The sequence below is a fragment of the Pseudomonas sp. SED1 genome (genome assembly GCF_034044025.1).
Taxonomy (GTDB): Bacteria; Pseudomonadota; Gammaproteobacteria; order Pseudomonadales; family Pseudomonadaceae; genus Aquipseudomonas.
In genome coordinates this window covers 1-24,081 of the sequence record NZ_JAXCIS010000170.1, presented here as the reverse complement: position 1 = coordinate 24,081, position 24,081 = coordinate 1, and the positions used below count along the sequence as shown (strand labels likewise).

General features: G+C 61.3%; 23 protein-coding genes. 15 read left to right on the top strand and 8 right to left on the bottom strand.

Going from position 1 to position 24,081, the window contains the following annotated elements:
- The first annotated feature begins 19 nt into the window (after positions 1-19).
- From urtB to ureC, 10 genes are all read left to right on the top strand, one after another.
- On the top strand, positions 20-1,522 hold the full coding sequence (gene urtB / locus SNL23_RS21715) for an urea ABC transporter permease subunit UrtB (RefSeq protein WP_076018005.1): 1,503 nt from the start codon (positions 20-22) through the stop codon (positions 1,520-1,522).
- The gene (urtC, locus tag SNL23_RS21710) at positions 1,522-2,601 is read left to right on the top strand and encodes an urea ABC transporter permease subunit UrtC (RefSeq protein ID WP_063033353.1); all 1,080 of its coding nucleotides are present in this window, start codon (positions 1,522-1,524) and stop codon (positions 2,599-2,601) included. Before urtB ends, urtC begins: the two co-directional genes overlap by 1 nt.
- Entirely contained in the window at positions 2,598-3,458 is an 861-nt protein-coding gene (gene urtD, locus SNL23_RS21705; protein ID WP_003217378.1) for an urea ABC transporter ATP-binding protein UrtD, read from the top strand. The genes urtC and urtD overlap by 4 nt, the downstream gene beginning before the upstream one ends.
- A 128-nt stretch (positions 3,459-3,586) precedes the next feature.
- A complete protein-coding gene (gene urtE / locus SNL23_RS21700) occupies positions 3,587-4,285 on the top strand; it encodes an urea ABC transporter ATP-binding subunit UrtE (RefSeq protein ID WP_017478391.1) in 699 nt (232 codons plus the stop codon).
- 30 nt (positions 4,286-4,315) lie between these two features.
- Complete coding sequence (locus SNL23_RS21695; protein ID WP_076018006.1) at positions 4,316-5,155, top strand: urease accessory protein UreD; 840 nt, start codon at positions 4,316-4,318, stop codon at positions 5,153-5,155.
- 148 nt (positions 5,156-5,303) lie between these two features.
- Entirely contained in the window at positions 5,304-5,606 is a 303-nt protein-coding gene (gene ureA, locus SNL23_RS21690) for an urease subunit gamma (protein WP_003217383.1), read from the top strand.
- A gap of 9 nt (positions 5,607-5,615) precedes the next feature.
- Positions 5,616-6,137 (top strand): GNAT family N-acetyltransferase, encoded by a 522-nt coding sequence (locus tag SNL23_RS21685; protein WP_318303461.1) that lies wholly within the window; start codon positions 5,616-5,618, stop codon positions 6,135-6,137.
- 5 nt (positions 6,138-6,142) lie between these two features.
- Positions 6,143-6,676, top strand: a complete 534-nt coding sequence (locus SNL23_RS21680) for a GNAT family N-acetyltransferase (protein WP_167664846.1) — start codon at positions 6,143-6,145, stop codon at positions 6,674-6,676.
- Entirely contained in the window at positions 6,673-6,981 is a 309-nt protein-coding gene (locus SNL23_RS21675; RefSeq protein WP_318303460.1) for an urease subunit beta, read from the top strand. Before SNL23_RS21680 ends, SNL23_RS21675 begins: the two co-directional genes overlap by 4 nt.
- Before the next feature lie 163 nt (positions 6,982-7,144).
- On the top strand, positions 7,145-8,845 hold the full coding sequence (gene ureC / locus SNL23_RS21670; RefSeq protein ID WP_076018010.1) for an urease subunit alpha: 1,701 nt from the start codon (positions 7,145-7,147) through the stop codon (positions 8,843-8,845).
- On the opposite strand, the gene SNL23_RS21665 is transcribed toward ureC, so the two are convergent.
- Positions 8,842-9,012, bottom strand: coding sequence for a hypothetical protein (locus tag SNL23_RS21665; RefSeq protein WP_318303458.1), 171 nt, complete (start codon positions 9,010-9,012; stop codon positions 8,842-8,844). The two genes, ureC and SNL23_RS21665, sit on opposite strands and share 4 nt — an antisense overlap.
- Positions 9,013-9,216: 204 nt before the next feature.
- Between SNL23_RS21665 and SNL23_RS21660 the strand changes: the two genes are divergently transcribed.
- The gene (locus tag SNL23_RS21660; RefSeq protein WP_318303457.1) at positions 9,217-15,129 is read left to right on the top strand and encodes an NEL-type E3 ubiquitin ligase domain-containing protein; all 5,913 of its coding nucleotides are present in this window, start codon (positions 9,217-9,219) and stop codon (positions 15,127-15,129) included.
- Between the two features lie 5 nt (positions 15,130-15,134).
- On the opposite strand, the gene SNL23_RS21655 is transcribed toward SNL23_RS21660, so the two are convergent.
- Positions 15,135-15,443 carry a chaperone modulator CbpM gene (locus SNL23_RS21655; RefSeq protein WP_003217397.1) on the bottom strand — a complete coding sequence of 103 codons (309 nt, stop codon included), beginning with the start codon at positions 15,441-15,443 and terminating at the stop codon, positions 15,135-15,137.
- Between the two features lie 2 nt (positions 15,444-15,445).
- Positions 15,446-16,393 carry a DnaJ C-terminal domain-containing protein gene (locus tag SNL23_RS21650; protein WP_076018012.1) on the bottom strand — a complete coding sequence of 316 codons (948 nt, stop codon included), beginning with the start codon at positions 16,391-16,393 and terminating at the stop codon, positions 15,446-15,448.
- A 288-nt stretch (positions 16,394-16,681) separates the two neighbouring features.
- On the opposite strand from SNL23_RS21650, the gene SNL23_RS21645 reads away from it, so the two are divergent.
- Complete coding sequence (locus SNL23_RS21645; protein WP_093202293.1) at positions 16,682-17,950, top strand: Hsp70 family protein; 1,269 nt, start codon at positions 16,682-16,684, stop codon at positions 17,948-17,950.
- Between the two features lie 134 nt (positions 17,951-18,084).
- On the opposite strand, the gene SNL23_RS21640 is transcribed toward SNL23_RS21645, so the two are convergent.
- The 3 genes from SNL23_RS21640 to SNL23_RS21630 form a co-directional block, all read right to left on the bottom strand.
- Complete coding sequence (locus tag SNL23_RS21640) at positions 18,085-19,098, bottom strand: AI-2E family transporter (RefSeq protein WP_076018014.1); 1,014 nt, start codon at positions 19,096-19,098, stop codon at positions 18,085-18,087.
- A 191-nt stretch (positions 19,099-19,289) separates the two neighbouring features.
- Positions 19,290-19,604 carry a PsiF family protein gene (locus tag SNL23_RS21635; RefSeq protein WP_017478381.1) on the bottom strand — a complete coding sequence of 105 codons (315 nt, stop codon included), beginning with the start codon at positions 19,602-19,604 and terminating at the stop codon, positions 19,290-19,292.
- A 71-nt stretch (positions 19,605-19,675) separates the two neighbouring features.
- Complete coding sequence (locus SNL23_RS21630; protein ID WP_076018015.1) at positions 19,676-20,464, bottom strand: AraC family transcriptional regulator; 789 nt, start codon at positions 20,462-20,464, stop codon at positions 19,676-19,678.
- 97 nt (positions 20,465-20,561) lie between these two features.
- Between SNL23_RS21630 and SNL23_RS21625 the strand changes: the two genes are divergently transcribed.
- Complete coding sequence (locus SNL23_RS21625) at positions 20,562-21,458, top strand: DMT family transporter (protein ID WP_076018016.1); 897 nt, start codon at positions 20,562-20,564, stop codon at positions 21,456-21,458.
- Here the strand turns inward: SNL23_RS21625 and SNL23_RS21620 are convergent.
- The gene (locus tag SNL23_RS21620) at positions 21,451-21,756 is read right to left on the bottom strand and encodes a DMT family transporter (protein ID WP_076018017.1); all 306 of its coding nucleotides are present in this window, start codon (positions 21,754-21,756) and stop codon (positions 21,451-21,453) included. The genes SNL23_RS21625 and SNL23_RS21620 overlap by 8 nt on opposite strands.
- Position 21,757: 1 nt before the next feature.
- Positions 21,758-22,399, bottom strand: a complete 642-nt coding sequence (locus SNL23_RS21615) for an FMN-dependent NADH-azoreductase (RefSeq protein WP_076018018.1) — start codon at positions 22,397-22,399, stop codon at positions 21,758-21,760.
- A 124-nt stretch (positions 22,400-22,523) separates the two neighbouring features.
- Here SNL23_RS21615 and SNL23_RS21610 point away from each other — a divergent pair, with 124 nt between their 5' ends.
- Both SNL23_RS21610 and SNL23_RS21605 read left to right on the top strand, forming a co-directional pair.
- Positions 22,524-23,435 (top strand): LysR substrate-binding domain-containing protein, encoded by a 912-nt coding sequence (locus tag SNL23_RS21610; protein WP_318303455.1) that lies wholly within the window; start codon positions 22,524-22,526, stop codon positions 23,433-23,435.
- A gap of 99 nt (positions 23,436-23,534) precedes the next feature.
- Positions 23,535-24,065, top strand: a complete 531-nt coding sequence (locus SNL23_RS21605) for a ferritin-like domain-containing protein (RefSeq protein ID WP_076018020.1) — start codon at positions 23,535-23,537, stop codon at positions 24,063-24,065.
- Positions 24,066-24,081: the final 16 nt, after the last annotated feature.

Below are 24,081 nucleotides of genomic sequence, written 5' to 3'. Positions count from 1 at the left end.
ATGATCAGGACATTTGTTTATGCCCACTGCCCTCAAACGCTATCTCATGACGTTGTTGCTGTTGCTGCCCTTCGCCGCACACGCCAGCGACGCCGAAGACTTCATCAACGCCAACCCGATGCAACAAGCCAAGCTGCTCCAGGACTGGGCCGCCCAGCCCGACCCGGCGCGTATCGAGTTGGTGAACGCCCTGCAACAAGGCCAGATCAGCGTCAACGGTGAAACCAAAACCGTACGCCTGAACAACCGCCTGCGCGGCCTGATCGACAACGTACAAGCCAGCCAGGAATTGCTCGCCGCCGATCCCAAGGTGCGCCTGGCCGCAGCGCTTACCCTGCAAAAAAGCGCACAACCTGCGCAGCTGAAATTCCTCGACCAGCAACTCGCCGGTGAAACCAACGACGACGTACACACAGCCCTCAGCCTCGCCCTGGCCAACCTGCAACTGGTGGACCCCGACCCGGCTGTGCGCCTGGCCGCCGTGCGCTTGCTCGGCGGCACCGGTGACCCGCTCGCCCGCACCCGCCTGGAAGCCCTGCTCGCGCCTGGTGTCGAAGCCGACGCCACGGTGCACACCGCTGCCGAAACCAGCCTGGCCCAGGTCAAACGCAAACTGATGGTGGGCGAGATTCTCGGCCAGGCCTTCAGCGGCATGTCCCTGGGTTCGATCCTGCTGCTGGCAGCGCTCGGCCTGGCGATCACCTTCGGCTTGCTCGGGGTGATCAACATGGCCCACGGCGAGATGCTGATGCTCGGTGCCTACTCCACCTATGTGGTGCAGTTGCTGATGCAGCGCTACGTGCCCCAGGCCATCGAGTTCTACCCACTGATCGCGCTGCCGGTGGCGTTTTTTGTCACCGCCGCCATCGGCATGGCCCTGGAACGTACGGTGATTCGTCACCTTTATGGCCGCCCGCTGGAAACCCTGCTCGCTACCTGGGGCATCAGCCTGATGCTGATCCAACTGGTGCGCCTGGTGTTCGGTGCGCAGAACGTTGAAGTGGCCAACCCCGAATGGCTGTCCGGCGGGATTCAGGTGCTGCCCAACCTGGTGCTGCCCTACAACCGCATCGTGATCATCGCCTTCGCGCTGTTCGTGGTGGTGCTGACCTGGTTGCTGCTGAACAAGACGCGCCTGGGCCTCAACGTGCGCGCCGTGACCCAGAACCGCAACATGGCCGCCTGCTGCGGCGTGCCCACCGGGCGCGTGGACATGCTCGCCTTTGGCCTCGGTTCCGGCATCGCCGGCCTCGGCGGTGTTGCCTTGAGCCAGATCGGCAACGTCGGCCCGGACCTCGGCCAGAGCTACATCATCGACTCGTTCCTGGTGGTGGTGCTCGGTGGCGTCGGCCAGTTGGCCGGCAGCGTCATGGCCGCCTTCGGCTTAGGGATAGCCAACAAGATTCTCGAACCGCAGATCGGTGCCGTACTCGGCAAGATCCTGATCCTCGCGCTGATCATTCTGTTCATCCAGAAACGCCCGCAGGGACTCTTCGCACTGAAAGGACGGGTGATCGACTGATGAACCAGCCATTGATGCTCACGGCCGCGCAAAAGGCCGGCCCCAAGGTGACCGTTGCGGTCGGTGCAGTGATCCTGATCCTGCTGCTGGCGCTGCCGTTGTTCTCGCTGTTGTCACCGGAAAACCCGCTGCACGTTTCCGCCTACACGCTGACGTTGGTGGGCAAGATTCTGTGCTACGCCATTGTCGCCCTGGCCCTGGATTTGGTGTGGGGTTACGCCGGGATGTTGTCCCTCGGCCACGGCTTGTTCTTTGCGCTGGGCGGTTATGCCATGGGCATGTACCTGATGCGCCAGGCGTCCGGCGATGAGCTGCCGGCGTTCATGACCTTCTTGTCGTGGACCGAGTTGCCGTGGTACTGGACCGGTACCAGCCACTTCCTCTGGGCCATGTGCCTGGTGGTGTTGGCGCCAGGTTTACTGGCGCTGGTGTTCGGGTTCTTCGCCTTCCGCTCGCGGATCAAGGGCGTGTATTTCTCGATCATGACCCAGGCCCTGACGTTCGCCGGGATGCTGCTGTTCTTCCGCAACGAGACCGGGTTTGGCGGCAATAACGGCTTTACCAATTTCCGCAGCATCCTTGGGTTTGGCATCACCGAACCGGGCACGCGGGCGGTGCTGTTTGTGGCCACCGTGGCGTTATTGGTGGCGAGCCTGTACATCGGCTGGCGCCTGGCCCAGAGCAAGTTTGGCCGGGTGTTGACGGCACTGCGGGATGCGGAAAACCGCCTGATGTTCTGCGGCTACGACCCACGCGGTTTCAAGCTGTTCGTGTGGGTGTTGAGCGCGGTGCTGTGCGGTTTGGCGGGCGCGTTGTATGTGCCGCAAGTGGGCATCATCAACCCCAGCGAAATGTCGCCGACCAACTCCATCGAGGCCGCTGTGTGGGTGGCCCTCGGCGGGCGTGGAACCTTGATCGGTCCGTTGCTGGGCGCTGGCGTGGTCAATGGTATGAAGAGCTGGTTCACCGTGGCGTTTCCTGAGTATTGGCTGTTCTTCCTCGGTGCGCTGTTCATCATCGTCACCCTGTATTTGCCCAAGGGTGTGATTGGCCTGCTGAAGAAAAGGGGCGACCAATGAGAATTACAGCGACGGCGGAATTCATGCTCGAGCCCATTCTTGAACCGAACAAAGACCAGGGCAGCGCCCGCGATGCCATCGGCCTCGGCCAGGCGGCTGGCAAAGGCCTGAACACCCGCCACGGCACGATCCTGACCCTGGAAGACATCAGCGTCAGCTTCGACGGTTTCAAGGCATTGAACGACTTGAACCTGTACATCGGCGTCGGCGAATTGCGCTGCATCATCGGCCCCAACGGCGCGGGCAAGACCACGCTGATGGACGTGATCACCGGCAAGACCCGGCCCAGCCACGGCAAGGCCTGGTTCGGCGAAACCCTCGACCTGACGAGCATGAGCGAAGTGCAGATCGCCCAGGCCGGCATCGGTCGCAAGTTCCAGAAGCCCACGGTATTCGAAGCCCTGAGTGTGTTCGAAAACCTCGAGCTGGCGCAGAAGACCGACAAGTCGGTGTGGGCCAGCCTGCGGGCGCGCTTGAGCGGCGAGCAGAAAGACCGCATCAGCGAAGTCCTCGACACCATCCGCCTCACCGCCTCGGTCAACCGCCCCGCCGGTTTGCTGTCCCACGGCCAGAAGCAGTTCCTGGAAATCGGCATGCTGCTGATGCAAGACCCGCAACTGTTGCTGCTGGACGAACCGGTGGCGGGCATGACCGACGCCGAAACCGAGTTCACCGCCGAACTGTTCAAGCGCCTCGCGGGCAAGCATTCGCTGATGGTGGTGGAGCACGACATGGGCTTTGTCGGCTCGATTGCCGACCACGTGACAGTGTTGCACCAGGGCAGCGTGCTGGCCGAAGGGTCGCTGGAACAGGTGCAGGAAAATGAGCGAGTGATCGAGGTTTACCTCGGCCGCTGAACCTGATCGTTCCCACGCTCCGCGTGGGAATGCATCCGGTGACGCTCTGCGTCACACGGCGGACGCGGAGCGTCCATTGCGGCATTCCCACGCAGAGCGTGGGAACGATCATTGAGGAGAATTTGAACATGCTGCAAGTCGACAAGCTGCACCAGTACTACGGCGGTAGCCACATCCTGCGCGGGCTTTCCTTTGAGGTAAAAGTCGGCGAAGTCACCTGTTTGCTGGGCCGCAACGGCGTGGGCAAGACCACCTTGCTCAAGTGCCTGATGGGTTTGCTACCGGCCAAGGAAGGCGCGGTGAACTGGGAAGGCAAGGCCATTACCGGCTTCAAGCCGCACCAGCGGGTGCACGCCGGTATCGCTTATGTGCCCCAGGGCCGGGAGATTTTTGGCCGCCTGACAGTGGAAGAAAACCTGCTGATGGGCCTGTCGCGCTTCCCCGGCTCCGAAGCCAAGGAAGTGCCGGCCTTCATCTACGAGCTGTTTCCGGTGCTGCTGCAAATGAAGCAACGCCGGGGCGGCGACTTGTCCGGCGGCCAGCAACAGCAACTGGCAATCGGCCGCGCCCTGGCCAGCCGCCCGCGCCTATTGATCCTCGATGAACCCACCGAAGGCATCCAGCCGTCGGTGATCAAGGAGATCGGCGCGGTGATCAAGAAGCTCGCGGCACGCGGCGACATGGCAATTCTGCTGGTGGAACAGTTCTACGATTTTGCTGCTGAACTGGCCGACCAGTACCTGGTGATGTCCCGGGGCGAAATCGTCCAGCAGGGGCGTGGAGAAAATATGGAAAGCGAGGGTGTGCGCGGGCTCGTTACGATCTAATCTGTAGCGTCCTAACGATAAGCACTGACCATGACTCTACCTGCCCCCACCGCGCTGTTCACCCCCAGCTGGCACGCCGAGCTGGAGCTCGGCTACGCGCGTTTCGGCGACACCACGCGCCCGGTAATGCGCCGCCACCTCGGCCCGCTGCGGGTGCAAAAGCACCTGTACGCCGAAGGCCCCGAGGTGTGCCAGCACATCATCGTGCACCCGCCAGGCGGAATTGCCGGCGGTGATCGCCTCGACATCACGGCCCATGTCGCCGAAGGAGCCTGGGCGCAATTGACCAGCCCCGGCGCGGCCAAGTGGTATCGCGCCGGCGGGCCGGCCTATCAAAAACTGGAGCTGACGGTGGAGGCTGGTGCGACGCTGGAATGGCTGCCGCAGGAGACCATCGTGTTCAGCGCCGCCCAGGCCGAACTCACCACGCGCATTGAGCTGCAAGGCGATGCCCGGCTGTTCTACTGGGACGTGGTCGCCCTCGGGCGCCCCGCCAGTGGCGAGCGTTTCGACCTCGGGCACTTCCAGTCGCACCTGGATATCCGCCGCGACGGCCAGTTGATTTGGCATGAGCGCCAGCGCATTGTGGGCGCCGACGGTTTGCTCGACTCGCCCATCGGGCTGGACGGTCAACCGGTGTTCGCCACCTTGCTGGTGACCGGCGAAATCGACCCTGACCTGCTCGAACAATGCCGCTCCCTGCCCCACGCAGTACGCGGCGACCTGACCCAATTGCCCGGCCTGCTGGTAGCCCGCTGCCTGGCCAGTGAAGCGCTGCTGGCGCGAGGCTGGCTGATCGCGCTGTGGCGCCTGCTGCGCCCGGCGGTGCTGGGCCGCGAGGCTGTATCACCGAGAATCTGGAGCACATGAAGATTAAAAATGTGGGAGCGGGCTTGCTCGCGAATGCAGTGGGTCAGGCAAAGATGCATTCACTGACACACCGCATTCGCGAGCAAGCCCGCTCCCACATTGGATCTCCGGTGTTTTTACGAATGTATTTCATAGTGGACCTTGAACGATGGACCTGACCCCACGGGAAAAAGACAAACTGCTGATCTTCACCGCCGGCCTGGTGGCCGAGCGGCGGTTGGCGCGCGGTGTGAAGCTCAACTACCCGGAAACCATCGCCTACATTTCCGCCGCGCTGATGGAAGGCGCCCGCGATGGCCGCACCGTCGCCGAGCTGATGCACTTCGGCACCACCCTGCTCACCCGCGAACAAGTGATGGAAGGCATCCCTGAAATGATCCCGGACATCCAGGTGGAAGCCACCTTCCCCGACGGCACCAAGCTGGTCACCGTCCATCAACCCATCGCCTGAGGCCCGGCCATGTCCTTTTTGATTCGTGATGCGGTGCACGCCGATTTGCCAGGGATTCGCGATATCTACAACGACGCGGTGCTGAACACCACGGCGATCTGGAACGAACAACCGGTAGACCTGGGCAACCGCCAGGCCTGGTTCAGTGCCCGTCAGTCGCAGTTTTATCCGATCCTGGTGGCCGTCGAAGACGAGCAGGTCATCGGCTATGCCTCGTTCGGCGACTGGCGGCCCTTCGAAGGCTTTCGCCACACCGTCGAGCACTCGGTATACGTGCGCAGCGACCAGCGCGGCAAAGGCCTCGGGCCTCATCTGATGCAGGCGCTGATCGAGCGGGCGAAAACCTGCGACAAACACGTGATGGTCGCCGCTATCGAGAGCGGCAACCAGGCCTCTATCCGCTTGCATGAGCGCCTGGGTTTCATCACCACCGGGCAGATGCCCCAGGTCGGCACCAAGTTCGGCCGCTGGCTGGACCTGACCTTCATGCAACTGACGCTCAACCCAGGCGCTGTGCCGCCCAAGGAGTGATACCGATGAACGCCGCCCAACTGCGTCGAGTCAATGCCGAAAGTTTTGCCCATTACCGCCCGGGTTTGATTGAGCTGTTGTTGGACGCCGTGAAGCATGGCGCATCAGTGGGTTTCATGGCCGACTTCGATGAAGCCCAGGCCAGCGCTTATCTCAGCGGTGTGCAGGCCAGTATCACCGACGGCAGCCTGCTGCTGTGGGTGGTGGTGCGTGATGAGCAGGTCGTTGCCAGCGTGCAGTTGGCCCTGTGCCTGAAGGCCAACGGCCTGAACCGCGCCGAAGTGCAGAAGCTGCTGGTGCACAGCGAGGCCCGGCGCCGCGGCCTCGGCCAGCAACTGATGAGCGCCCTGGAACTGAGTGCCCGCCAGTACAAACGGGGGTTGCTGTACTTGGACACCGAAGCCGGCTCCGGTGCCGAAGCGTTCTACCAGTCGCTGCGCTACACCAAGATCGGTGAATTGCCCGACTACTGCCAAAGCCCGGACGGGCGCTACACCCCGACCGCCATCTACTTCAAGACCCTGGGACAACCCGCATGATTCCTGGCGAATTTCAGATCCAGCCTGGCGACATCGAACTCAACGTAGGCCGTCGAACCGCCACCTTGAGCGTAGCCAACAGCGGCGACCGGCCGATCCAGGTCGGCTCTCACTATCACTTTTTCGAAACCAACGACGCATTGACCTTCGACCGTCCCGCCAGCCGTGGCATGCGCCTGAACATTCCGGCCGGCACCGCCGTGCGCTTTGAGCCGGGGCAAAGTCGTGAGGTGGAACTGGTTGAGCTGAGTGGCAAGCGCCGGGTGTTCGGGTTTGCCGGGAAAATCATGGGTGACCTGGACTGACCTGTGGCGAGGGAGCTTGCTCCCGCTCGGGCGCGCAGCGGCCGCTAAAGAACTGACTCAATCTTTCTGACTCACCCCGGTGCCTGGCTTTTGGGGCTGCTGCGCAGCCCAGCGGGAGCAAGCTCCCTCGCCACCTATCGGGAACGATCAAGGAACCAAACACATGAAGATTTCCAGACAAGCCTACGCCGACATGTACGGCCCCACCGTGGGTGACAAAGTCCGCCTGGCCGACACCGAGCTGTTCGTCGAAGTCGAACAGGATTTCACCGTCTATGGCGAAGAAGTGAAATTCGGAGGCGGCAAGGTGATCCGTGACGGCCAGGGCCAGAGCCAACTGCTCGCCCATGAGGTGGTCGACACCCTGATCACCAACGCGCTGATCATCGACCACTGGGGCATCGTCAAGGCTGACGTCGGCCTGAAGAACGGCCGCATCTTCGCGATCGGCAAAGCCGGCAACCCGGACATCCAGCCCGGCGTGACCATCTGCGTCGGCGCCAGCACCGAAGTGATTGCCGGTGAAGGCATGATCCTCACCGCCGGCGGCATCGACACCCACATCCACTTCATCTGCCCACAGCAAATCGAAGAAGCGCTGACCAGCGGCGTCACCACCATGATCGGCGGCGGCACGGGCCCGGCCACCGGCACCAACGCCACCACCTGCACCTCCGGCCCGTGGCACCTGGCGCGCATGCTCCAGGCCTCCGACTCGTTCCCGATGAACATCGGTTTCACCGGCAAGGGCAACGCCAGCCTGCCGGAGCCGTTGATCGAACAAGTGAAGGCCGGCGCCATTGGCTTGAAGCTCCATGAAGACTGGGGCACCACGCCGGCGAGCATCGACAACTGCCTGAGCGTCGCCGACGAGTACGACGTGCAGGTGGCGATCCACAGCGACACCCTCAACGAATCCGGCTTTGTCGAAACCACCCTCGCCGCCTTCAAGGGCCGCACCATCCACACCTATCACACCGAAGGTGCCGGTGGCGGCCACGCGCCCGACATCATCAAGGCCTGCGGCTTCCCCAACGTGCTGCCCAGCTCCACCAACCCGACCCGGCCGTTCACCCGCAACACCATCGACGAACACCTGGACATGTTGATGGTCTGCCATCACCTGGACCCGAGCATTGCCGAAGACGTGGCCTTCGCCGAAAGCCGCATCCGCCGCGAGACGATTGCTGCCGAAGACATCCTGCACGACCTCGGCGCGTTCTCGATGATCAGCTCCGACAGCCAGGCCATGGGCCGCGTCGGTGAAGTGATCACGCGCACTTGGCAGACCGCCGACAAGATGAAAAAACAGCGCGGCCCGCTGCCGGGAGACGGCGAAGGCAACGACAACTTTCGCGCCAAACGCTACATCGCCAAGTACACGATCAACCCGGCGATCACCCACGGCATCAGCCATGAAGTAGGTTCCATCGAAGTGGGCAAGTGGGCCGACCTGGTGCTGTGGCGCCCGGCGTTTTTCGGGATCAAGCCGACGCTGATCCTCAAGGGCGGCGCGATTGCCTCAAGCCTGATGGGCGACGCAAACGCTTCGATTCCCACGCCGCAGCCGGTGCACTACCGTCCGATGTTCGCCAGCTTCGGCAGCTCGCTGCACGCCACCAGCCTGACCTTTATCAGCCAGGCGGCGTTGGCGGCGGGTTTGCCCGAGCAGTTGGGCTTGAAGAAGCAGATCGCCGTGGTCAAGGGTTGCCGCTCAGTGCAGAAAACCGACTTGATCCACAACGATTACCTGCCGGATATCGAGGTTGACCCGCAGACGTATCAGGTCAAGGCCGACGGCGTGTTGCTGTGGTGTGAACCGGCGGATGTACTGCCGATGGCCCAGCGTTACTTCCTGTTCTAGGCCCCGAGAATGGCACTGATCGCCTGATCGGTCAGTGTCCGGTTCAACGTCGTGAGCTCGTTGTCGATGCTGGCAAACGACGCGTCGTCGAAGGGGATAAAGGTGATGACCTTAGTCAGTCGCCCCCGGTACTCGGCGGTAGCCATTTGAACGGATGTACGACGCACACCAGATTTCTCAGAAACGCGACATCCCCGGTGTAACGATAGCTTGTGCAAAAGGGGCCTGCCGGGGCGGTAACCCGGTACTCGACCCATGCGTAATTTCAGGTTGCTGCGTTAACTATTGCAGCTGACCCAGCGGTTTTTCGACTTATTAATCCGATGATGTTTTCAGTAGGCTTTTCTTTTGCCAGCCCAAAGGAATGCCCCATGCAGGATGCCCCTTCCGTCACCACCGACGTGTCGGTTGACGACAACAGTGACTTTATTCGCCAGGCCATTCCGGACTGGCTGGTACACGCCCCGCCCCACCGAATCAACGCGTTGAAACAGGTAGACCTCGAGCAAGCGCAGTGGATGGACAGCTTGTCACCGCTGCAGCGAAGAACGCTGAAAGCGTTCAATGAAACCAGTTTCAAATCTCAGCACGTTGTGGATAAACACCTGGAACACGTCCAGAAGCTCGAACCTTTCGCCATTGAGCTACTCAACCATGCGCTGAAAGAACAGTTCAATATCACTGTGGACGTCGAAGGCACTTACCTTCGTTTGTATGAGCCACTGACACTGGGCGTTCTGGGGGTCAAGGCCGGTAAATACAAAGTACTGGAAGTTTCGCTGTTACAGGCGGCCCTGCATAACTTTGAAGCCCACGAAAGCGAAGACGCAGCCTTTGATCCCTCCTCCGGGTTCACCCAACATCCCGATCGGGAAGGCGCCTCTCCCAGTGTTGGCCAGACACTGACCGTGCCTGGGTTTATAACGCTGTGCCGCACGCTGGACATAGGTGCCCGCTACCAGACTCACCTGAAGGAAACATTGCTGCCCACCGACGACGCAGCCGCCCCCTTGCGCGACGCCGTGATCACCAGCCAAAAAGACGCTCTCAGAGCAGCGGCGTACCTGGCGCTGCTCAAGCAAGATATTCGGCCTGACGATTTCATCATGGTGCTTGAGGTTGTCAACGGCGAACGCAACCCGACGTTGGGCGGCAAGCCCGTGTGGTTCAGCTGCCTGAGCGTGACAGGCCGTGCGCTGACGGGGAGCGTGGTGTTTACACCGGTGGAGAAATATCACTATGCCAGCGATTTCATCGTCTATCTGCCCCACGACCCGGAGCAACCGCTCAAGCGCTACAACACGTTTGACGAACTGAAAGCCGAGCTGAACCGCCAGTTGGTGACGCGCGATAAAGAGCCGAGCGAGCCGGGCAGTAAAGGCCGTCCGGAGCCTTCTCGCTACCAGCGTTTTTTCAGCCAGTTTCTCAATGAAAGCGACAAGCCGGCGTTCTTCACCCGATTTACTGAACCCGCTCCGAACTCCACCTCCAGCGCCGATGCGATTGCTCGCTCGCCTGTGACCCAAACCATGCTGCAGATAGCCTTCCCGGTATTGGCTGCGACGGTCATGCCGCAAAAGCTTCCTCCACCGAAATCAGGCTGCAGGAAAGTGACGGCGAACACTCCCGACCTGTACCTGCTGGTTGTATCGAGACGCGGCCTGTGGGCAGAAAACGTCGACCTGTGGGTTAGCCTGTTTGAGCATGGACGCGACAAGCTCCTCAAGGATGCGCGCTACCAGGCAGTGCCCACCGCCGATGTCGACGCACGGGTGCGTGCGCAAAAAATCGCCCACTGGCTGGAGGTCGGCGCTGCCGCGCTCGGTTTGGCGCTGGCGTTCGTCCCGGTGCTCAGCGAAATCATGATGGCCGCCATGGCAGGCCAGTTGCTGTATGAAACCTTCGAAGGTGTGATCGACTGGAGCGAAGGCGACCGGGATACGGCCAAGGAGCACTGGTTCAGCGTCGCCCAAAACCTGGCAGCCATGGCCCTGTTGGCCGGTGCCGGAAAAGGCCTGCAAAAAGTGGTTATACCGCCAGCACCTGCATTGGTACAGGAGCTCAAGCCAGTGCGTCTGCCAGGTGCAGAGCAACGGTTATGGAAACCGGACCTGACCGCCTATCGCAGCGCAGTCGTGTTGCCCAAAGACGCTGCCTTTGATGACCTGGGCCTGCACAGCCACGACCAACAGCCGCTGCTACGCCTCGACGATCAACTGTATGCGCTCGAACCCGAGCCCGACAGTGATAACTATCGCATACAACATCCGACACGCTCCGACGCTTATGCCCCGAAAGTGGCGCATAACGGTGCGGGCGCATGGCTCCATGAAGGAGAAGAACCACTGACCTGGGAGGGCTCGATGTTAATGCGCCGCCTGGGTTATCGCACCCAGGGCTTGAGCGACGCGCAGCTGGAACAGGTGCGCCTGGCCAGTGGCGTCACGCCTGATCAACTGCGCCAACTGCATGTAGACCTCCTGCCGCCGCCAGCGCTGTTGGCCGACAGCCTCGAGCGCTTTGGCATCCATCAGCGGATCGATACGTTTATCGAGAAAATGGGCAGCGATGATCCCCTGGACTATGCCCTGGCCGACCAGGCCATGACCGACCGCGTGGTTGCGCAACAAGGCCTGACCTATCCTGCGGTCCTCAACCCTACTCCACAGGCGCTGGATGAACAGACCATACAGTGGCGCCGAGAAGTCGCCCAAGCCGCCAGGGACAGCCGGGCCTCACTGTTCGACACAGATTACCGCGCCCACAATGTGACCCGCTCGCCTCACGTCCAACAGCTCATGGACCGGTTTTCCGGCCTGCCAGCCGACGTTGCGACGCAACTGCTGGAAACGGCCACAGACGCGGACCTGACGGCGCTCAGTGAACATCAGAAGCTGTCGCCAAGGCTTATGACCCAGGCCCGCGAAAGCCAACATCAGGTGCGGATGGCACGCGCCTACGAAGGCTTGTACGTGGACGCAATGGAGAGCCCGGACAGTCGACGACTGGCCCTGCATACCCTGCCAACCCTTCCGGGCTGGGACCCGAACCTGCGAATCGAAATCCGCGGGGGCAGCGAACAGGGGCCGCTGTTCGACGCCATCGGCCCACCGTCCGACACACCGCCACTGGTGCTGGCGATGGGTGAAGATGGATCATTCGGCGCTACCGATCTGTATGGCGCCGTCCTGGGAAAACTCGAACAAGGCCCACGTCGAGCACTCGGCGAGGCAGCACGCGACGCCGGCACCTTGAAGCAGAGGGTGCGGCAAACGCCGTTGGCCCGGGACGAGCTGCGCCCGGTGCTGCTGGAATTTCCTGCATGGCGTAAACCGCTGGCGGAAAACCTGCGCTTGCCGGGCGGTTCCCCGTTACTCAAATTCAATCGACTGCGCAGCCACTCAGCGCGATTGTGCAAGCTGTATCCGGACTTCCGCGAGGAGCACGTCAACGCCTTCATCGAGGCCCACGGGAGTGATGTACGCAGTGAACTGACGCGCAGGGAAGCACAGTATGCCGCCCTCAAACGCGAGCTCAAAGACTGGGTTAAACGAAGTGCCCGTGAAGAGGCGAGCCAGCGCCCATTTGAAGTGAACCCGGGTGGCCGGGAGCGGGCGGCGGCCGATGCGTTGAGAAACTGCTGGCGCCGGCAAACTGTGGATAGCGCCGGAGCGAATACCGGGCGCCGCCTGGAGATCAGCACACAGGTGACCCTGCCGGACGTGACCACTGACTTTGGCCATGTGGAAGAGTTGGTTCTCGACTCTGTGGGTTTTACCGACAGTCCCGGGCAGTTCCTTGGCCGCTTCCCCAATCTGAAACGTTTGACCCTCAAGCAAATCGGAGGCCTGGGTCGCCAGACGCTGACCGAATGGCCCGCAGCGGTCACCGCGATGAAGGAGCTGACGCATCTGGACGTGTCCGGCAATGCCATCCGCCTGAGCGAAACCAGCGCAGGCCAACTGGCTGCCTTGAGCCGCCTGGAAGAACTGTCCCTGAATGACAACCCCGTGGGTACCCTGCCCGATTTCAGCACCCTGCTCCGGCTGCGCAAGCTGGAACTGCGCAACACACGGATCAACCAGTGGCCCACGGGCCTGCTCGAGTTGCCGGAACTCAGGGAACTCGACCTGTCCAGCAATCAGCTCAGCGCAGTGCCCGACAACCTGCTCAACCCTGCACCCGAAAGTGTGGAGGCCAGTATTCGTCTCAACCGCATGACACGTCTGCACAACAACCCGTTCACCCCGCAAGCCAATCAGCAGATGCGTGCGTACATCACGCGCCTGTCGCAGACTCGACCGGGCTGGCGCAACGGTGGGCAGCCTGGTGCATTCGAAGTGCCCTTGAGCCACACCGAAGAAATGCTGCGGGTACGAGAGCTGTTTCCCGGTTTCAGCGAGGGAGAAAATGAGCAATTTGTGCTGAATGCAGGTGACGGGGCGCCGGCCGAGCTGACGCGCCTGGAAGGCCAATGGCAAAACTTGAACGCCCAACTGGACGCCTGGGCCGCGCAACGGTTTCTGATAGCCGCCGACGACGCAAACCTTCGCTTAGGGGACGCCGGCCACCGCCAGCAATTCGCCCGCAGCCTCAAACAGTGCTGGCGTCGCCTGACCCCCAAAGCCCTGGCTCGCGATGGCTTGCCCATCGGCTACACACTTGAAGCACTCGGCGTAAGCGTCGGTGACCTGCCCAGGCTGGAAGCGGATTTCAGCCACGTTGGGTCAATCAAATTGCAGGGCATGCATTCCCTGTACGGCCTGGATGAGTTTCTCGGCCACTTCAGCCACACCCGCTGGCTCGAACTCTCGAACAGCGAGTTGGGTTCAATCCCACCCAGCGTTGCCCGGATGAATCAGCTAACCCGCCTGGACCTCAGAGGCAACCTGCTGTCCATGACCGAGGCCGACGTGAATGTGCTGGAGGGGCTCACCTCACTCAAAATAATCAAGCTGGACAACAACCCGCTGTTGCGCACCCCGAACTTCAGCAGCCTGCGGAACCTGCGCGGGGTGTGGTTGAGAAACACCGGGATCACCGAATGGCCGCAGGGCCTGGGGGCTCATCAGACATTGGATATCATCGACCTCAGCGACAATCGCATCACGCAATTGCCTGCGTCCCAGGTCAACCCGCCGTCCGGGCAGGCCGTGTCTACCGTCCGCACCAATAACGTCACGTTTATCGGAGGAAACCCCCTGACCGCAGAAGCCCGGGGGCAACTGGCTGAATACTGGCTCAATGTTGCCTCGCGTCACCCCGAGGCAGAGACGGGGCGGCTCCTCGGCGCCATGCGCTACCAGGCGCCACGCCCGCCGGCAGAAGTGGCCGGCGCGGCACAAGTGCCGGCGGTGGACGACACGCCGGAGCCGGCATTCCATCACTGGATGAGTGGCTTGTCCCCCATGCAGATAGCCCAAAGACGCATCGCATGGGAGTCGATTGCCGAGAAACCTGGCTCGCAAGCCTTCTTCAACATCCTCAACAGCCTCGAAGCCTCTGCGGAGTACCGTAGCGGCTATATCGACCTGCAATCGCGCCTGTGGGATCTGCTCGACGCTGCCCGGCACGATGGCTTGCGTGAAGAGCTATTCAACATTGCGAGTGACCCACGCTGTGGTGACCGGGCAGCGCTGGTGTTCAGTGATATGGAAATCAAGAAGCTGACGTGGGATGCCACGTATGGGGCCAGCGACGACGAAGCAGGGCCGGCACTGCTGGACCTGGCAAAGGGCCTGTTTCGCCTGGACGAGGTGGAACAATCGGCAAGCGGGGATATTCGTGTTCGAGAAGGCGCGATTCGCATGTCGGGCATGACCCCGGAACAAAAAGCCACCGCCCTGGCAAACCTGGAAGACGTTGAAATCCGCCTGGCCTATCGTATGGGGTTACAACAACGTCTTGGCCTGCCTGGCCAACCCGGCGAGGCCCGCTACCTTGCAACGGGCCAGGTGACTCCGCAATTGCTGAAAAACGCTGCACGCCGAATCGAGCGATTGGACAACTCCAAGTTGTTCGTACAGTCACTGTTGGGCCGCGAGTTCTGGCAGGTATTTATCCGCAATCAGTATGCCGATGAGTTCAGCGCACTGAGAACACCCCATGACATGCACTTGAACAGGCTGTCGGAGGAACACGATTCAGGCACCCTGAGTGATGCGGACTACGCGACTCAGGCTGAAGATGTGCAACTGCAACTGGCCGTGAAGGACGCGCAGCTGATTCAGTCGCTAACCCTGCGTGACTGGGTGTCGTGCAAGGAGCACTGCAGCATTGCCTGATGGATTCAGGGTGTCTGCACCAACCGCCCCAAACGCTGCTTGAGCATCTGGTTCTCGGCCCGCAGTTGCTGGACTTCCTCCAGCAGGTCGAGCGCCAGGGCGACGCCTTCCCATTCCAGCTCCAGGTCCTTTTGCAGCGCCGAGGCACGCTTGGCCAGGGCCAGTTCGTAATCGGTAAAGCGCCAGGATTCGGGACTCGTCCCCACCGGTTCAACAATGCCGTGCTCGACGATTTCGATCACGTAGGCCACCGACAGGTCGGTGGCCTCACAGAATTCTGCCATGTTCACTTGAACCAAACGGGGACTGCTCATCGTTAGTTACTCCATGATTCTCTTGGATCGAAGGCGGCTTTTTGTGCCAGTTCCTGCCACAACGCCTTGACCTCTTCGTCGGTGTTTTTCGGCATCACCGCCTTGAGTTGCACAAACAGGTAACCGCGCTGCCCGGCCTTGTTCAACAAGCCGTGGCCCTTGGCGCGCATGCGCTGGCCGTTCTGGCTGCCGGCCGGCACCTTGAGGTTGATCTTGCCGGTGAGTGTCGGCACCGCCACTTCCGTGCCCAACGCCAGCTCCCATGGAGCCAGTGGCAGGGTGATGATCAGGTCTTCGCCTTCCACATCGAATTTAGGGTGGGGCGCGAACTTGATGATCAAGTACAGATCACCTGCGGCACCCCCGCCAATCCCCGGAGCGCCCTGGCCCTTGAGGCGAATGCGCTCGCCGTCGGCCACACCGGCTGGGATCTTCACGTTCAGGCTCTTGGTGGTGTTGCTGACGTGCTGGCCGGCCGCGTTGTATTGCGGCACCTGGAAGTTGACCTGCTTGGATTCGTTGGACAGGGTCTCTTCGAGGAAGACCGGCAGTTCCATTTCCACATCTTGCCCTCGGCGCCCGGCACTGCGGCCCTGGGCACCACCAAAACCATTGCCGCGCGAACCGAAGATCGAGCTGAAGAAGTCCGAGAAGTCGCCGGTGTCCTGGCCACCGCCACCGTAGCCGCCACGGCTCTGCCAGCCTGGCGGGCCCTGGAACGGCTGGCCATGCTGGCCGTATTTGCGCAAATCGTCGTATTCGGCGCGTTTGTCGGCGCTTTTCAGCGCTTCATAGGCTTCGGACGCGTCCTTGAACTTGGCTTCCGCGTCCTTTTCCTTGCTTACGTCCGGGTGATATTTGCGCGCCAGCTTGCGATAGGCGGCCTTGATCGCCTTGTCGTCAGCGGTGGGTTCTACACCGAGAATCTTGTAATAGTCTTTGAAGTCCATCGGGGGCATCACCATCCATTATCGATATCGCACTGCCAGCGTCACAGCATGCGCCTGTTTGCGGCGTCTGGATTGACCGATCTCAATCTTGTGACCGAAGGGTGCGTCAGAAGTTTATCGGCGCTGCGGGCAGAATCGTGCAGCCACCAACCGTATGGGGAGGATTTGGGGGCAAAGCCCGGGCTTTCAAGGTAACAAGTCCGCTGTATTTAGCGGATAGTCGGCCTACGCATCTGCGCGCGGGTGGCATACACTGCGCGGCCGTTTTTCAACCGGAACCCGATTGACATGAAAAACCCATCCCCAGCCCGTGCCTGCGGTATCGACTTCGGCACGTCCAACTCCACCGTCGGCTGGATTCGTCCCGGCATGGAAACGCTTATCGCGCTGGAGGACGACAAGATCACGCTGCCGTCGGTGGTGTTCTTCAACTTCGAAGAACGCCGCCCGGTGTACGGTCGACTGGCCCTGCACGAGTACCTGGAAAACTACGAAGGCCGGCTGATGCGCTCGCTCAAGAGCCTGCTGGGTTCCAAGCTGATCAAGCACGACACCAGCGTACTGGGCACGGCCATGCCGTTCACCGACCTGCTGGCGCTGTTTATCGGCCAACTCAAGAGCCGTGCCGAGACCACCGCCGGGCGTGAGTTTGACGAAGTAGTGCTGGGCCGTCCGGTGTTCTTCGTCGACGATGACCCGATGGCCGACCAGGAAGCCGAAAACACCCTGGTGGACGTGGCCCGCAAGATCGGCTTCAAGGACATTTCCTTCCAGTACGAGCCAATCGCTGCGGCCTTCGACTACGAGTCCACCATCGAGAAAGAAGAGCTGGTGCTGATCGTCGACATCGGCGGTGGTACCTCCGACTTCTCCCTGGTGCGCCTGTCGCCCGAGCGTCGCCAGATCGACAACCGTCACGACGACATCCTCGCCACCGGCGGTGTGCACATCGGCGGGACCGACTTCGACAAGCAGCTCTCGCTGGCCGGCATGATGCCGCTGTTCGGCTACGGCAGCCGCATGAAGAGCGGCGCCTACATGCCCACCAGCCACCACATGAACCTGGCGACCTGGCACACCATCAACTCGGTGTACTCACAGAAATCCAAGCTGGCGCTGGGCAGCATGCGCTACGACATCGAGGACACCGGCGGCATCGACCGCCTGTTCAACCTGATCGAACAGCGCGCCGGGCACTGGCTGGCGATGGAAGTGGAAGAAACCAAGATCCAGCTGACGCAGCAGGACAGCCGCCATGTGCTGCTGGACCGGGTCGAGCCAGGGTTGAGCGTGGAGTTGAGTCGGGCATTGTTCGAGTCGGCCATCGATGGCTTGCTGGAGCGGGTGCGCAACAGCGTGACCCAGTTGCTCAACGACGCCTCGGTGGACGTGGCCCAGGTGGACACGGTGTTCTTTACCGGGGGTTCCAGCGGGATTCCGGCGCTGCGCCACAGCATCTCGGCGATGCTGCCGAATGCGCAGCATGTGGAAGGGAATATCTTTGGCAGTATTGGCAGTGGTCTGGCGATTGAGGCCAGCAAGCGGTACGGCTACTGAGTTTTAGCTGAAACCGTGGCGCGCCCTTCGCGAGCAAGCCCGCTCCCACATTCGACCGAGTTCCAACTTTGGAATGCAGCCGAATGTGGGAGCGGGCTTGCTCGCGAAGGGGCCAGTCCAGGCAACATCAATGCCTAAACCATCCCCGCCAGCTTCAACTCACTCTTCAAGTACGCATAATAAATCGGCCCCGCCACCACCCCCGGCAGGCCGAACGCGGCTTCGAACACCAGCATCGCCAGCAACAATTCCCACGACTTGGCACTGATCTGCCCGCCGACGATCCGCGCGTTGAGGAAGTACTCGACCTTGTGGATCACGATCAGGTAGCCCAACGCCGCCACCGCCACCCAAATCGACAGCGACAAGGCCACGATGGTGATCAGGGTGTTGGACATGAGGTTACCGATCACCGGCAGCAGGCCCAGCAGGAATGTCAGCACGATCAGGGTCTTGGTCAGCGGCAGGTGAATCCCGCACAGCGGCAGCACCACCGCGAGGAAGATCGCGGTGAACGCAGTGTTCAACGCGGCGATTTTGATCTGGGCGAAGACGATGTTGCGAAAGGCCTGGACCAGCAAGTGCAGGCGATCGAACAGCGCAGCAGCCAAGGGTTTACGTTTGGTGACGTCCGGCACGCGCTGCAGGGCGATGATCGCGCCCAGCACCATGCCGATCAGCAAGGTCACGAACATGTGCGCAGCGTCTTTGCCCACCAACTGCAATTCGCTGAGGTGTTTGCTCAGCCATTCGCCGATGGCCACGCGAAACTCGGCGGCGCTGGCCGGCAGGTAGGCGTCGAGGAACGGCGGCAGTTGGCCGCGCGCACGGTCAACCACGCCCATGAATTTGTCGAGGGAAGCCCCCGGATTTTCCGCTTCGTGCAGCAGGAAGCTGATGGCCCCGGCGAAGATCAGGGTCAGGATGCTGACGATCAACGTCCCCAGCAACGCCACCGCCAACCAGCGCGCACGCCGGCCTTCGATCAGCCGCTGCAACTGCGGGGTGAGCATGTTGACCAGCTCGTACACCAGCAGCCCGGCCAGCAGGCTCGGCAGCAACTTCAACGGCAAAACCAGCAGCAGCCCGCCAAAAATCAGCACGCAACTGACCAACAACAACACGTGACGCTGAGAAAACGTTGGCATACAGCCTCAAAACGAACGGCGTTAAAAGATGCTGTTATTTGTAGGAGCGAGCTTGCTCGCTAAAAACGCAAGGAAGCTACGTTTATTCAGGATGAACGCGTTTTCGTTGACGTTCTTCGCGAGCAAGCTCGCTCCTACAAGACAACAGAGGGCTGTGTGCGAGTGTCGCAGCCTTCTATGGCACCCGGCTATTATTTCTTCAGGCAGGTGCTCATAAACGTTTTACGTGCATCGCCGGTCAGCGCCTGGGTTTTCGCCGTGGCGTTGCAGTCTTTCATCTTCTGCTGCTGTGGCGTGAGGGTCTTGGCGTCGTTGGCGGCCGGGGCGGCCTTGAGGCAGGTGCTCATGAATGCCTTGCGATCATCACCGGTTTTGCCACTGGTCTTGGCTTCGGCGTTGCAAGTGGTCATTTTTTGTTGCTGAGCCGTCTGTGCGGCAGTCGCGGCAAAGCCTTGGGAACACAACAGCAAGCCCATCATCAACAGCGGAATACGCAGCATCTTCATGGAGTTTTCTCCCTGTTACCGTGCCGAGGGGCACGGCCTCCCCAGCAGTGTAGTCAAACCCTGTTACACGTTCACCTGCTACGAATATTCGTCCGTCGGTACTGCTCCGGGGTGCAGCCGGCCTGGCGCTGAAACATCGCGATAAACGCCGAGGCGGTGCTGTAGCCCAGGTCAAAGGCCACTTCCTGGATGCTGCGCGGGCTATCCAAGGCTTCGATGGACGCGAGGAAGCGCAGGCGTTGGCGCCATTCGCCGAAACTCATCCCCAGTTCACGAGCAAATTGCCGGGCCAGGGTGCGCTCGCTGACATGTGCCTGCTCCGCCCACTGGGCCAGCGCGCGGTTATCACCTGGGTCGGCCTGCATGCCTTCCAGTACGCTGAGCAACCCGGGATGGCTGGCGTACGGCAGGAAACAATCGTGCACCGGGGCCTGCCGGAGCTGGTCGACCAGCACTTGGGCCAGGCGCACATCAGCTTCATTCTCTGGAATGTTGACGTCACGCTCGGCGAAATCGCTGAGGATCGCCTTGAGGATATCGCTGATGGTCAGGGTGCACGGCTGCGCCGGCAAGTGATCGCACAGCGTGGGCGCCAGGTACACCGAACGATAGACGACCGCCTGGGCATTGTAGGAACTGTGCTGGGTATTCGGCGGGATCCACACCGCGTATTGCGGCGGCGACATGAAGCGGCTGCCGGCGACTTCAAAACGCATCACGCCTCGGGCCGAGTAGTCCAGGGAGCCCCAGGCATGCTGGTGCGCACTGGCATGGGTGTCGGCCTCGAACTCCGAATAACGGAAGTACACCGGGGACGGCAACTGGTCGAAATCGGGAAGGTTGATGTACTTCTTGAGCATATTGTCTGGATACAAAGGTCGGATGGCTGGATCGAAGTATAGGCTTCGATCCAGACAAAGGATAATCGCCGCTCATAGACGTAACAGGTTCCTTTAGATGCAATACGCTTATCCGTTACTGGCCATTTTTATCTGGGCCGGCAATACCGTGGTCAACAAACTCGCGGTGGGGACAATTTTCCCTGCCGAGATCGGCTTTTATCGCTGGCTGCTGGCCGGCGTGCTGTTTACCCCGTTCATGCTCAAACCTGTCATCGCCAATTGGTCGCTGATTCGTCCCAACCTGGGCAAGATCTTTATCCTCGGCGTGCTGGGCATGGCGGTGTATCAGAGCCTGGCGTATTACGCCGCCAACCTGACCTCGGCCACCAACATGGGCATCATCCTCTCGCTGATGCCGCTGATGGCCCTCACCGCCGCAATCATCAGCCTTGGCCAACGCCTGACCTTCGGCGCCCTGACCGGTGCCGTGCTGTCGTTCGCTGGCGTGGTGGTGGTAGTGTCCGCCGGCAGTCTCAGCGCCCTGCTGCAACACGGGCTGAATATGGGTGATGCGATGATGCTGGTGGCCACCCTCGCCTACGCGGTCTACAGCACCCTGCTGAAAAAATGGCAGCTGCGGTTGCCGCCGCTGGTATTGCTGTATTTGCAGGTGCTGGTGGCGGTGGTGGTGCTGTTTCCGCTGTTCCTGTTCTCCGACAAGGCCGGCCTTGGCTGGTCGAATATCCCGCTGGTGCTGTATGCCTGCCTGCTGGCCTCGATGCTCGCGCCGTTGGCGTGGATGCATTCGGTGAAGACCCTCGGCCCGAGCCGCACCACGCTGTTTTTCAATCTGCTGCCGCTGATCACCGCGTTGATTGCCTCAGTGGTGTTGAAGGAGCAACTGGCGATGTATCACCTGGTGGGCGGCTTGCTGACCCTGGGCGGGGTGATTTTGTCGGAGCGCTGGACGACTCCGGTTCGCAGCAATGTCAGCGCGCCTGAAGCTACTTAAGGCCGACCACGCCGGCGACGATCAAGCCCACCGACACCAGCTTGATCATCGTCAGGCTCTCCCCCAGCAGCGCAAACCCGAGAAACACCGTGCCCAGTGAACCAATGGCAGTCCAGATCGGGTAAGCCACGCTCACCGGCAACTCACGCATGGCCAGGGTCAGAAAATAGATCCCGCCCACCGCTGCAATGACGGTGATAAGCGATGGCCACAGCCGGGTGAAGCCGTCGGCGTACTTCATGCCCATGGCGAAGGTCACCTCAAACCCGGCAGCGATCAGCAGGAAGAGCCAGGACACCTCAGAAGCTCCCGGCCAGATCGCGCAGTTGCCCTTCGACCGCATCGCAGGAGCGGCGGAACACGCTCGGGTCGGACTCTTCACCTTCTGCTGCAATCACCGTGACGTCTTCAATGCCGATGAACCCCAACGCGGTGCGCAAGTGCGGATCGGCGTGGTTCATCGCCTCGTTTTCCCCGCCCGGGCCAAAGCCACTGCCGCCGCGGCTGGTGATGATCAGCGCCTTTTTACCCAACAGCAACGGCTGGTACTGGGCGATGCCCTGGCTGTCCTGGGTGATGTCCACGGTGTGGCCCATGCGCACGATCTGGTCGATCCAGGCCTTGAGGCCGCTGGGAATCCCGAAGTTGTACATCGGCACGGAAATCACCAGCAGTTCGTGCTCGACCAGCTCGGCCACCAGTTCATTGCTCAGTTGCAAGTCAGCGTGCATGGACAAGGGCATCGACTGCGGCTCGGGGTGAAAACTGGCGGCAATAAAGGCTTCGCTGACATGGGGAATCGATGCACGGCCGACTTCGCGGCGGCTCAGTTGCGCGTCAGGGTTGGTGGCGTGCCATGCGCCCAGGAACACCTCGGCCAGGCGCCGGGAGTGAGAACGTTCGCCACGGGGGCTGGAATGGATCGCAAGCATTTTTTTCATCTGTAGGCCTTCACGCGCTAGACTCAGGCAACCTGACTGGCCGCCTCTCTTGCCCACAAATCTAGAGATGCCTGGCTTACCTCACAAATGAGCAATAGTTGTTCTGGATGATTTGAATTCATCCATGGAGCTTCATATGTTTGCCTCGCTGCCCCTGACCGCCCTGCGTGCCTTTGAATCGGCGTCGCGCCTGCTGAGCTTCAAGGCCGCCGCCCAGGAGCTGTCGGTAACGCCAACGGCCGTGTCCCACCAGATTCGCGCCCTGGAAACCTGGCTCGGCGTGCCACTGTTCGAGCGCCTGCCGCGCCAGGTGCGACTTACAGAACGCGGCGAGCGCCTGTTCCACAGCCTGCATGGGGCGCTGCTGGACGTCGCGCAAAGCGTCGACACCCTGCGCCCGCAGCGCAGCGCCGGCAATCTCACGCTCTCCACCACGCCGGCGTTTGCCGCTCTGTGGCTGGTGCCGCGACTCGGCCGCTTCTATGCCGCTCATCCGGACATCAGCCTGCGCCTGGACACCAACTGCGCCGTGGTCGATTTGCAGCAGGACGCCAGCGTCGACCTGGTGATCCGCTACAGCATCGACGATTACGTGAACCTGTACGGTTTGTGCCTGTTCGACGAATGTTTCGCCGTGTACGGCTCCCCCGAACAGGTCGCTTTGGCGAGCGAACGTACCCCGACCCTGATCAGCGTGCGCTGGCACAACTCCAAGCTGTACGCCCTGGGCTGGCAGGCCTGGTGCGAAAAGGCCGGGGAAGACTGGCTGCAATCCGCCTCGCCACTGCGCGAATACGACGAAGAGCACTACGCCTTGCAAGCAGCGATTGCCGGCCAGGGTCTGGTGTTGGCGAGCAACATCCTGGTTTCGGAAAGCGTCGCCAGCGGTTTACTGGTGCCTTACCGGCCACAGGTCCATGTCGACGGCGCCGGTTACAGCGCCCTGTGCGTGCCGGGCCGTGAACGACACCCGCCGGTCCGGGCGTTTTTTGAATGGTTGCAGGAGGAAGCGCGGCTATCGGGACACGCGCTGTAAAATCCGATAAAACTTTTCGGGTTGCCAGGGACTCACAACCAATGAGCGATCACGCCGGCAGAGCGTGGCGCAAAACCGGATTAGTACCAGGAGAATGAGATGACTGACTCACATTTGTCTGACGTAGCCACCTTACGTGAGCGCGCCCGCAAGAACGTCGAAAACGGTGCCGTGACTGAAGGCTATGACGCCGACCGCCAGGAAATCCTGCGTCTGCTCAACGAATCGCTGGCCACCGAACTGGTGTGCGTGCTGCGCTACAAGCGCCACTATTTCATGGCCAATGGCGTCAAGGCGCATGTCGCCGCCGAGGAATTCCTCGAGCACGCCACCCAGGAAGCCGAACACGCCGACAAACTGGCCGAGCGCATCGTGCAGTTGGGTGGCGAGCCGGAGTTCAACCCCGACCTGCTGTCGAAGAACTCCCACGCGCAGTACGTGGCCGGTAATACGCTGAAGGAAATGGTCTACGAAGACCTGGTGGCCGAGCGTATCGCGGTGGACAGCTATCGCGAGATCATCCAGTACATCGGCGATAAAGACCCGACCACTCGCCGGATCTTCGAAGAGATCCTGGCCCAGGAAGAAGAACACGCCGATGACATGGCGGATATTCTGAAGGACCTGTAACTAACACAGCTAACAC

Excerpts from the sequence above, each read along its gene's own strand:
- urtB (WP_076018005.1), top strand. The coding sequence starts at position 20 with ATGCCCACTGCCCTCAAACGCTATCTCATGACGTTGTTGCTGTTGCTG.
- urtC (WP_063033353.1), top strand. The coding sequence starts at position 1,522 with ATGAACCAGCCATTGATGCTCACGGCCGCGCAAAAGGCCGGCCCCAAG.
- urtD (WP_003217378.1), top strand. The coding sequence starts at position 2,598 with ATGAGAATTACAGCGACGGCGGAATTCATGCTCGAGCCCATTCTTGAA.
- urtE (WP_017478391.1), top strand. The coding sequence starts at position 3,587 with ATGCTGCAAGTCGACAAGCTGCACCAGTACTACGGCGGTAGCCACATC.
- SNL23_RS21695 (WP_076018006.1), top strand. The coding sequence starts at position 4,316 with ATGACTCTACCTGCCCCCACCGCGCTGTTCACCCCCAGCTGGCACGCC.
- ureA (WP_003217383.1), top strand. The coding sequence starts at position 5,304 with ATGGACCTGACCCCACGGGAAAAAGACAAACTGCTGATCTTCACCGCC.
- SNL23_RS21685 (WP_318303461.1), top strand. The coding sequence starts at position 5,616 with ATGTCCTTTTTGATTCGTGATGCGGTGCACGCCGATTTGCCAGGGATT.
- SNL23_RS21680 (WP_167664846.1), top strand. The coding sequence starts at position 6,143 with ATGAACGCCGCCCAACTGCGTCGAGTCAATGCCGAAAGTTTTGCCCAT.
- SNL23_RS21675 (WP_318303460.1), top strand. The coding sequence starts at position 6,673 with ATGATTCCTGGCGAATTTCAGATCCAGCCTGGCGACATCGAACTCAAC.
- ureC (WP_076018010.1), top strand. The coding sequence starts at position 7,145 with ATGAAGATTTCCAGACAAGCCTACGCCGACATGTACGGCCCCACCGTG.
- SNL23_RS21660 (WP_318303457.1), top strand. The coding sequence starts at position 9,217 with ATGCAGGATGCCCCTTCCGTCACCACCGACGTGTCGGTTGACGACAAC.
- SNL23_RS21655 (WP_003217397.1), bottom strand. The coding sequence starts at position 15,443 with ATGAGCAGTCCCCGTTTGGTTCAAGTGAACATGGCAGAATTCTGTGAG.
- SNL23_RS21650 (WP_076018012.1), bottom strand. The coding sequence starts at position 16,393 with ATGGACTTCAAAGACTATTACAAGATTCTCGGTGTAGAACCCACCGCT.
- SNL23_RS21645 (WP_093202293.1), top strand. The coding sequence starts at position 16,682 with ATGAAAAACCCATCCCCAGCCCGTGCCTGCGGTATCGACTTCGGCACG.
- SNL23_RS21640 (WP_076018014.1), bottom strand. The coding sequence starts at position 19,098 with ATGCCAACGTTTTCTCAGCGTCACGTGTTGTTGTTGGTCAGTTGCGTG.
- SNL23_RS21635 (WP_017478381.1), bottom strand. The coding sequence starts at position 19,604 with ATGAAGATGCTGCGTATTCCGCTGTTGATGATGGGCTTGCTGTTGTGT.
- SNL23_RS21630 (WP_076018015.1), bottom strand. The coding sequence starts at position 20,464 with ATGCTCAAGAAGTACATCAACCTTCCCGATTTCGACCAGTTGCCGTCC.
- SNL23_RS21625 (WP_076018016.1), top strand. The coding sequence starts at position 20,562 with ATGCAATACGCTTATCCGTTACTGGCCATTTTTATCTGGGCCGGCAAT.
- SNL23_RS21615 (WP_076018018.1), bottom strand. The coding sequence starts at position 22,399 with ATGAAAAAAATGCTTGCGATCCATTCCAGCCCCCGTGGCGAACGTTCT.
- SNL23_RS21610 (WP_318303455.1), top strand. The coding sequence starts at position 22,524 with ATGGAGCTTCATATGTTTGCCTCGCTGCCCCTGACCGCCCTGCGTGCC.
- SNL23_RS21605 (WP_076018020.1), top strand. The coding sequence starts at position 23,535 with ATGACTGACTCACATTTGTCTGACGTAGCCACCTTACGTGAGCGCGCC.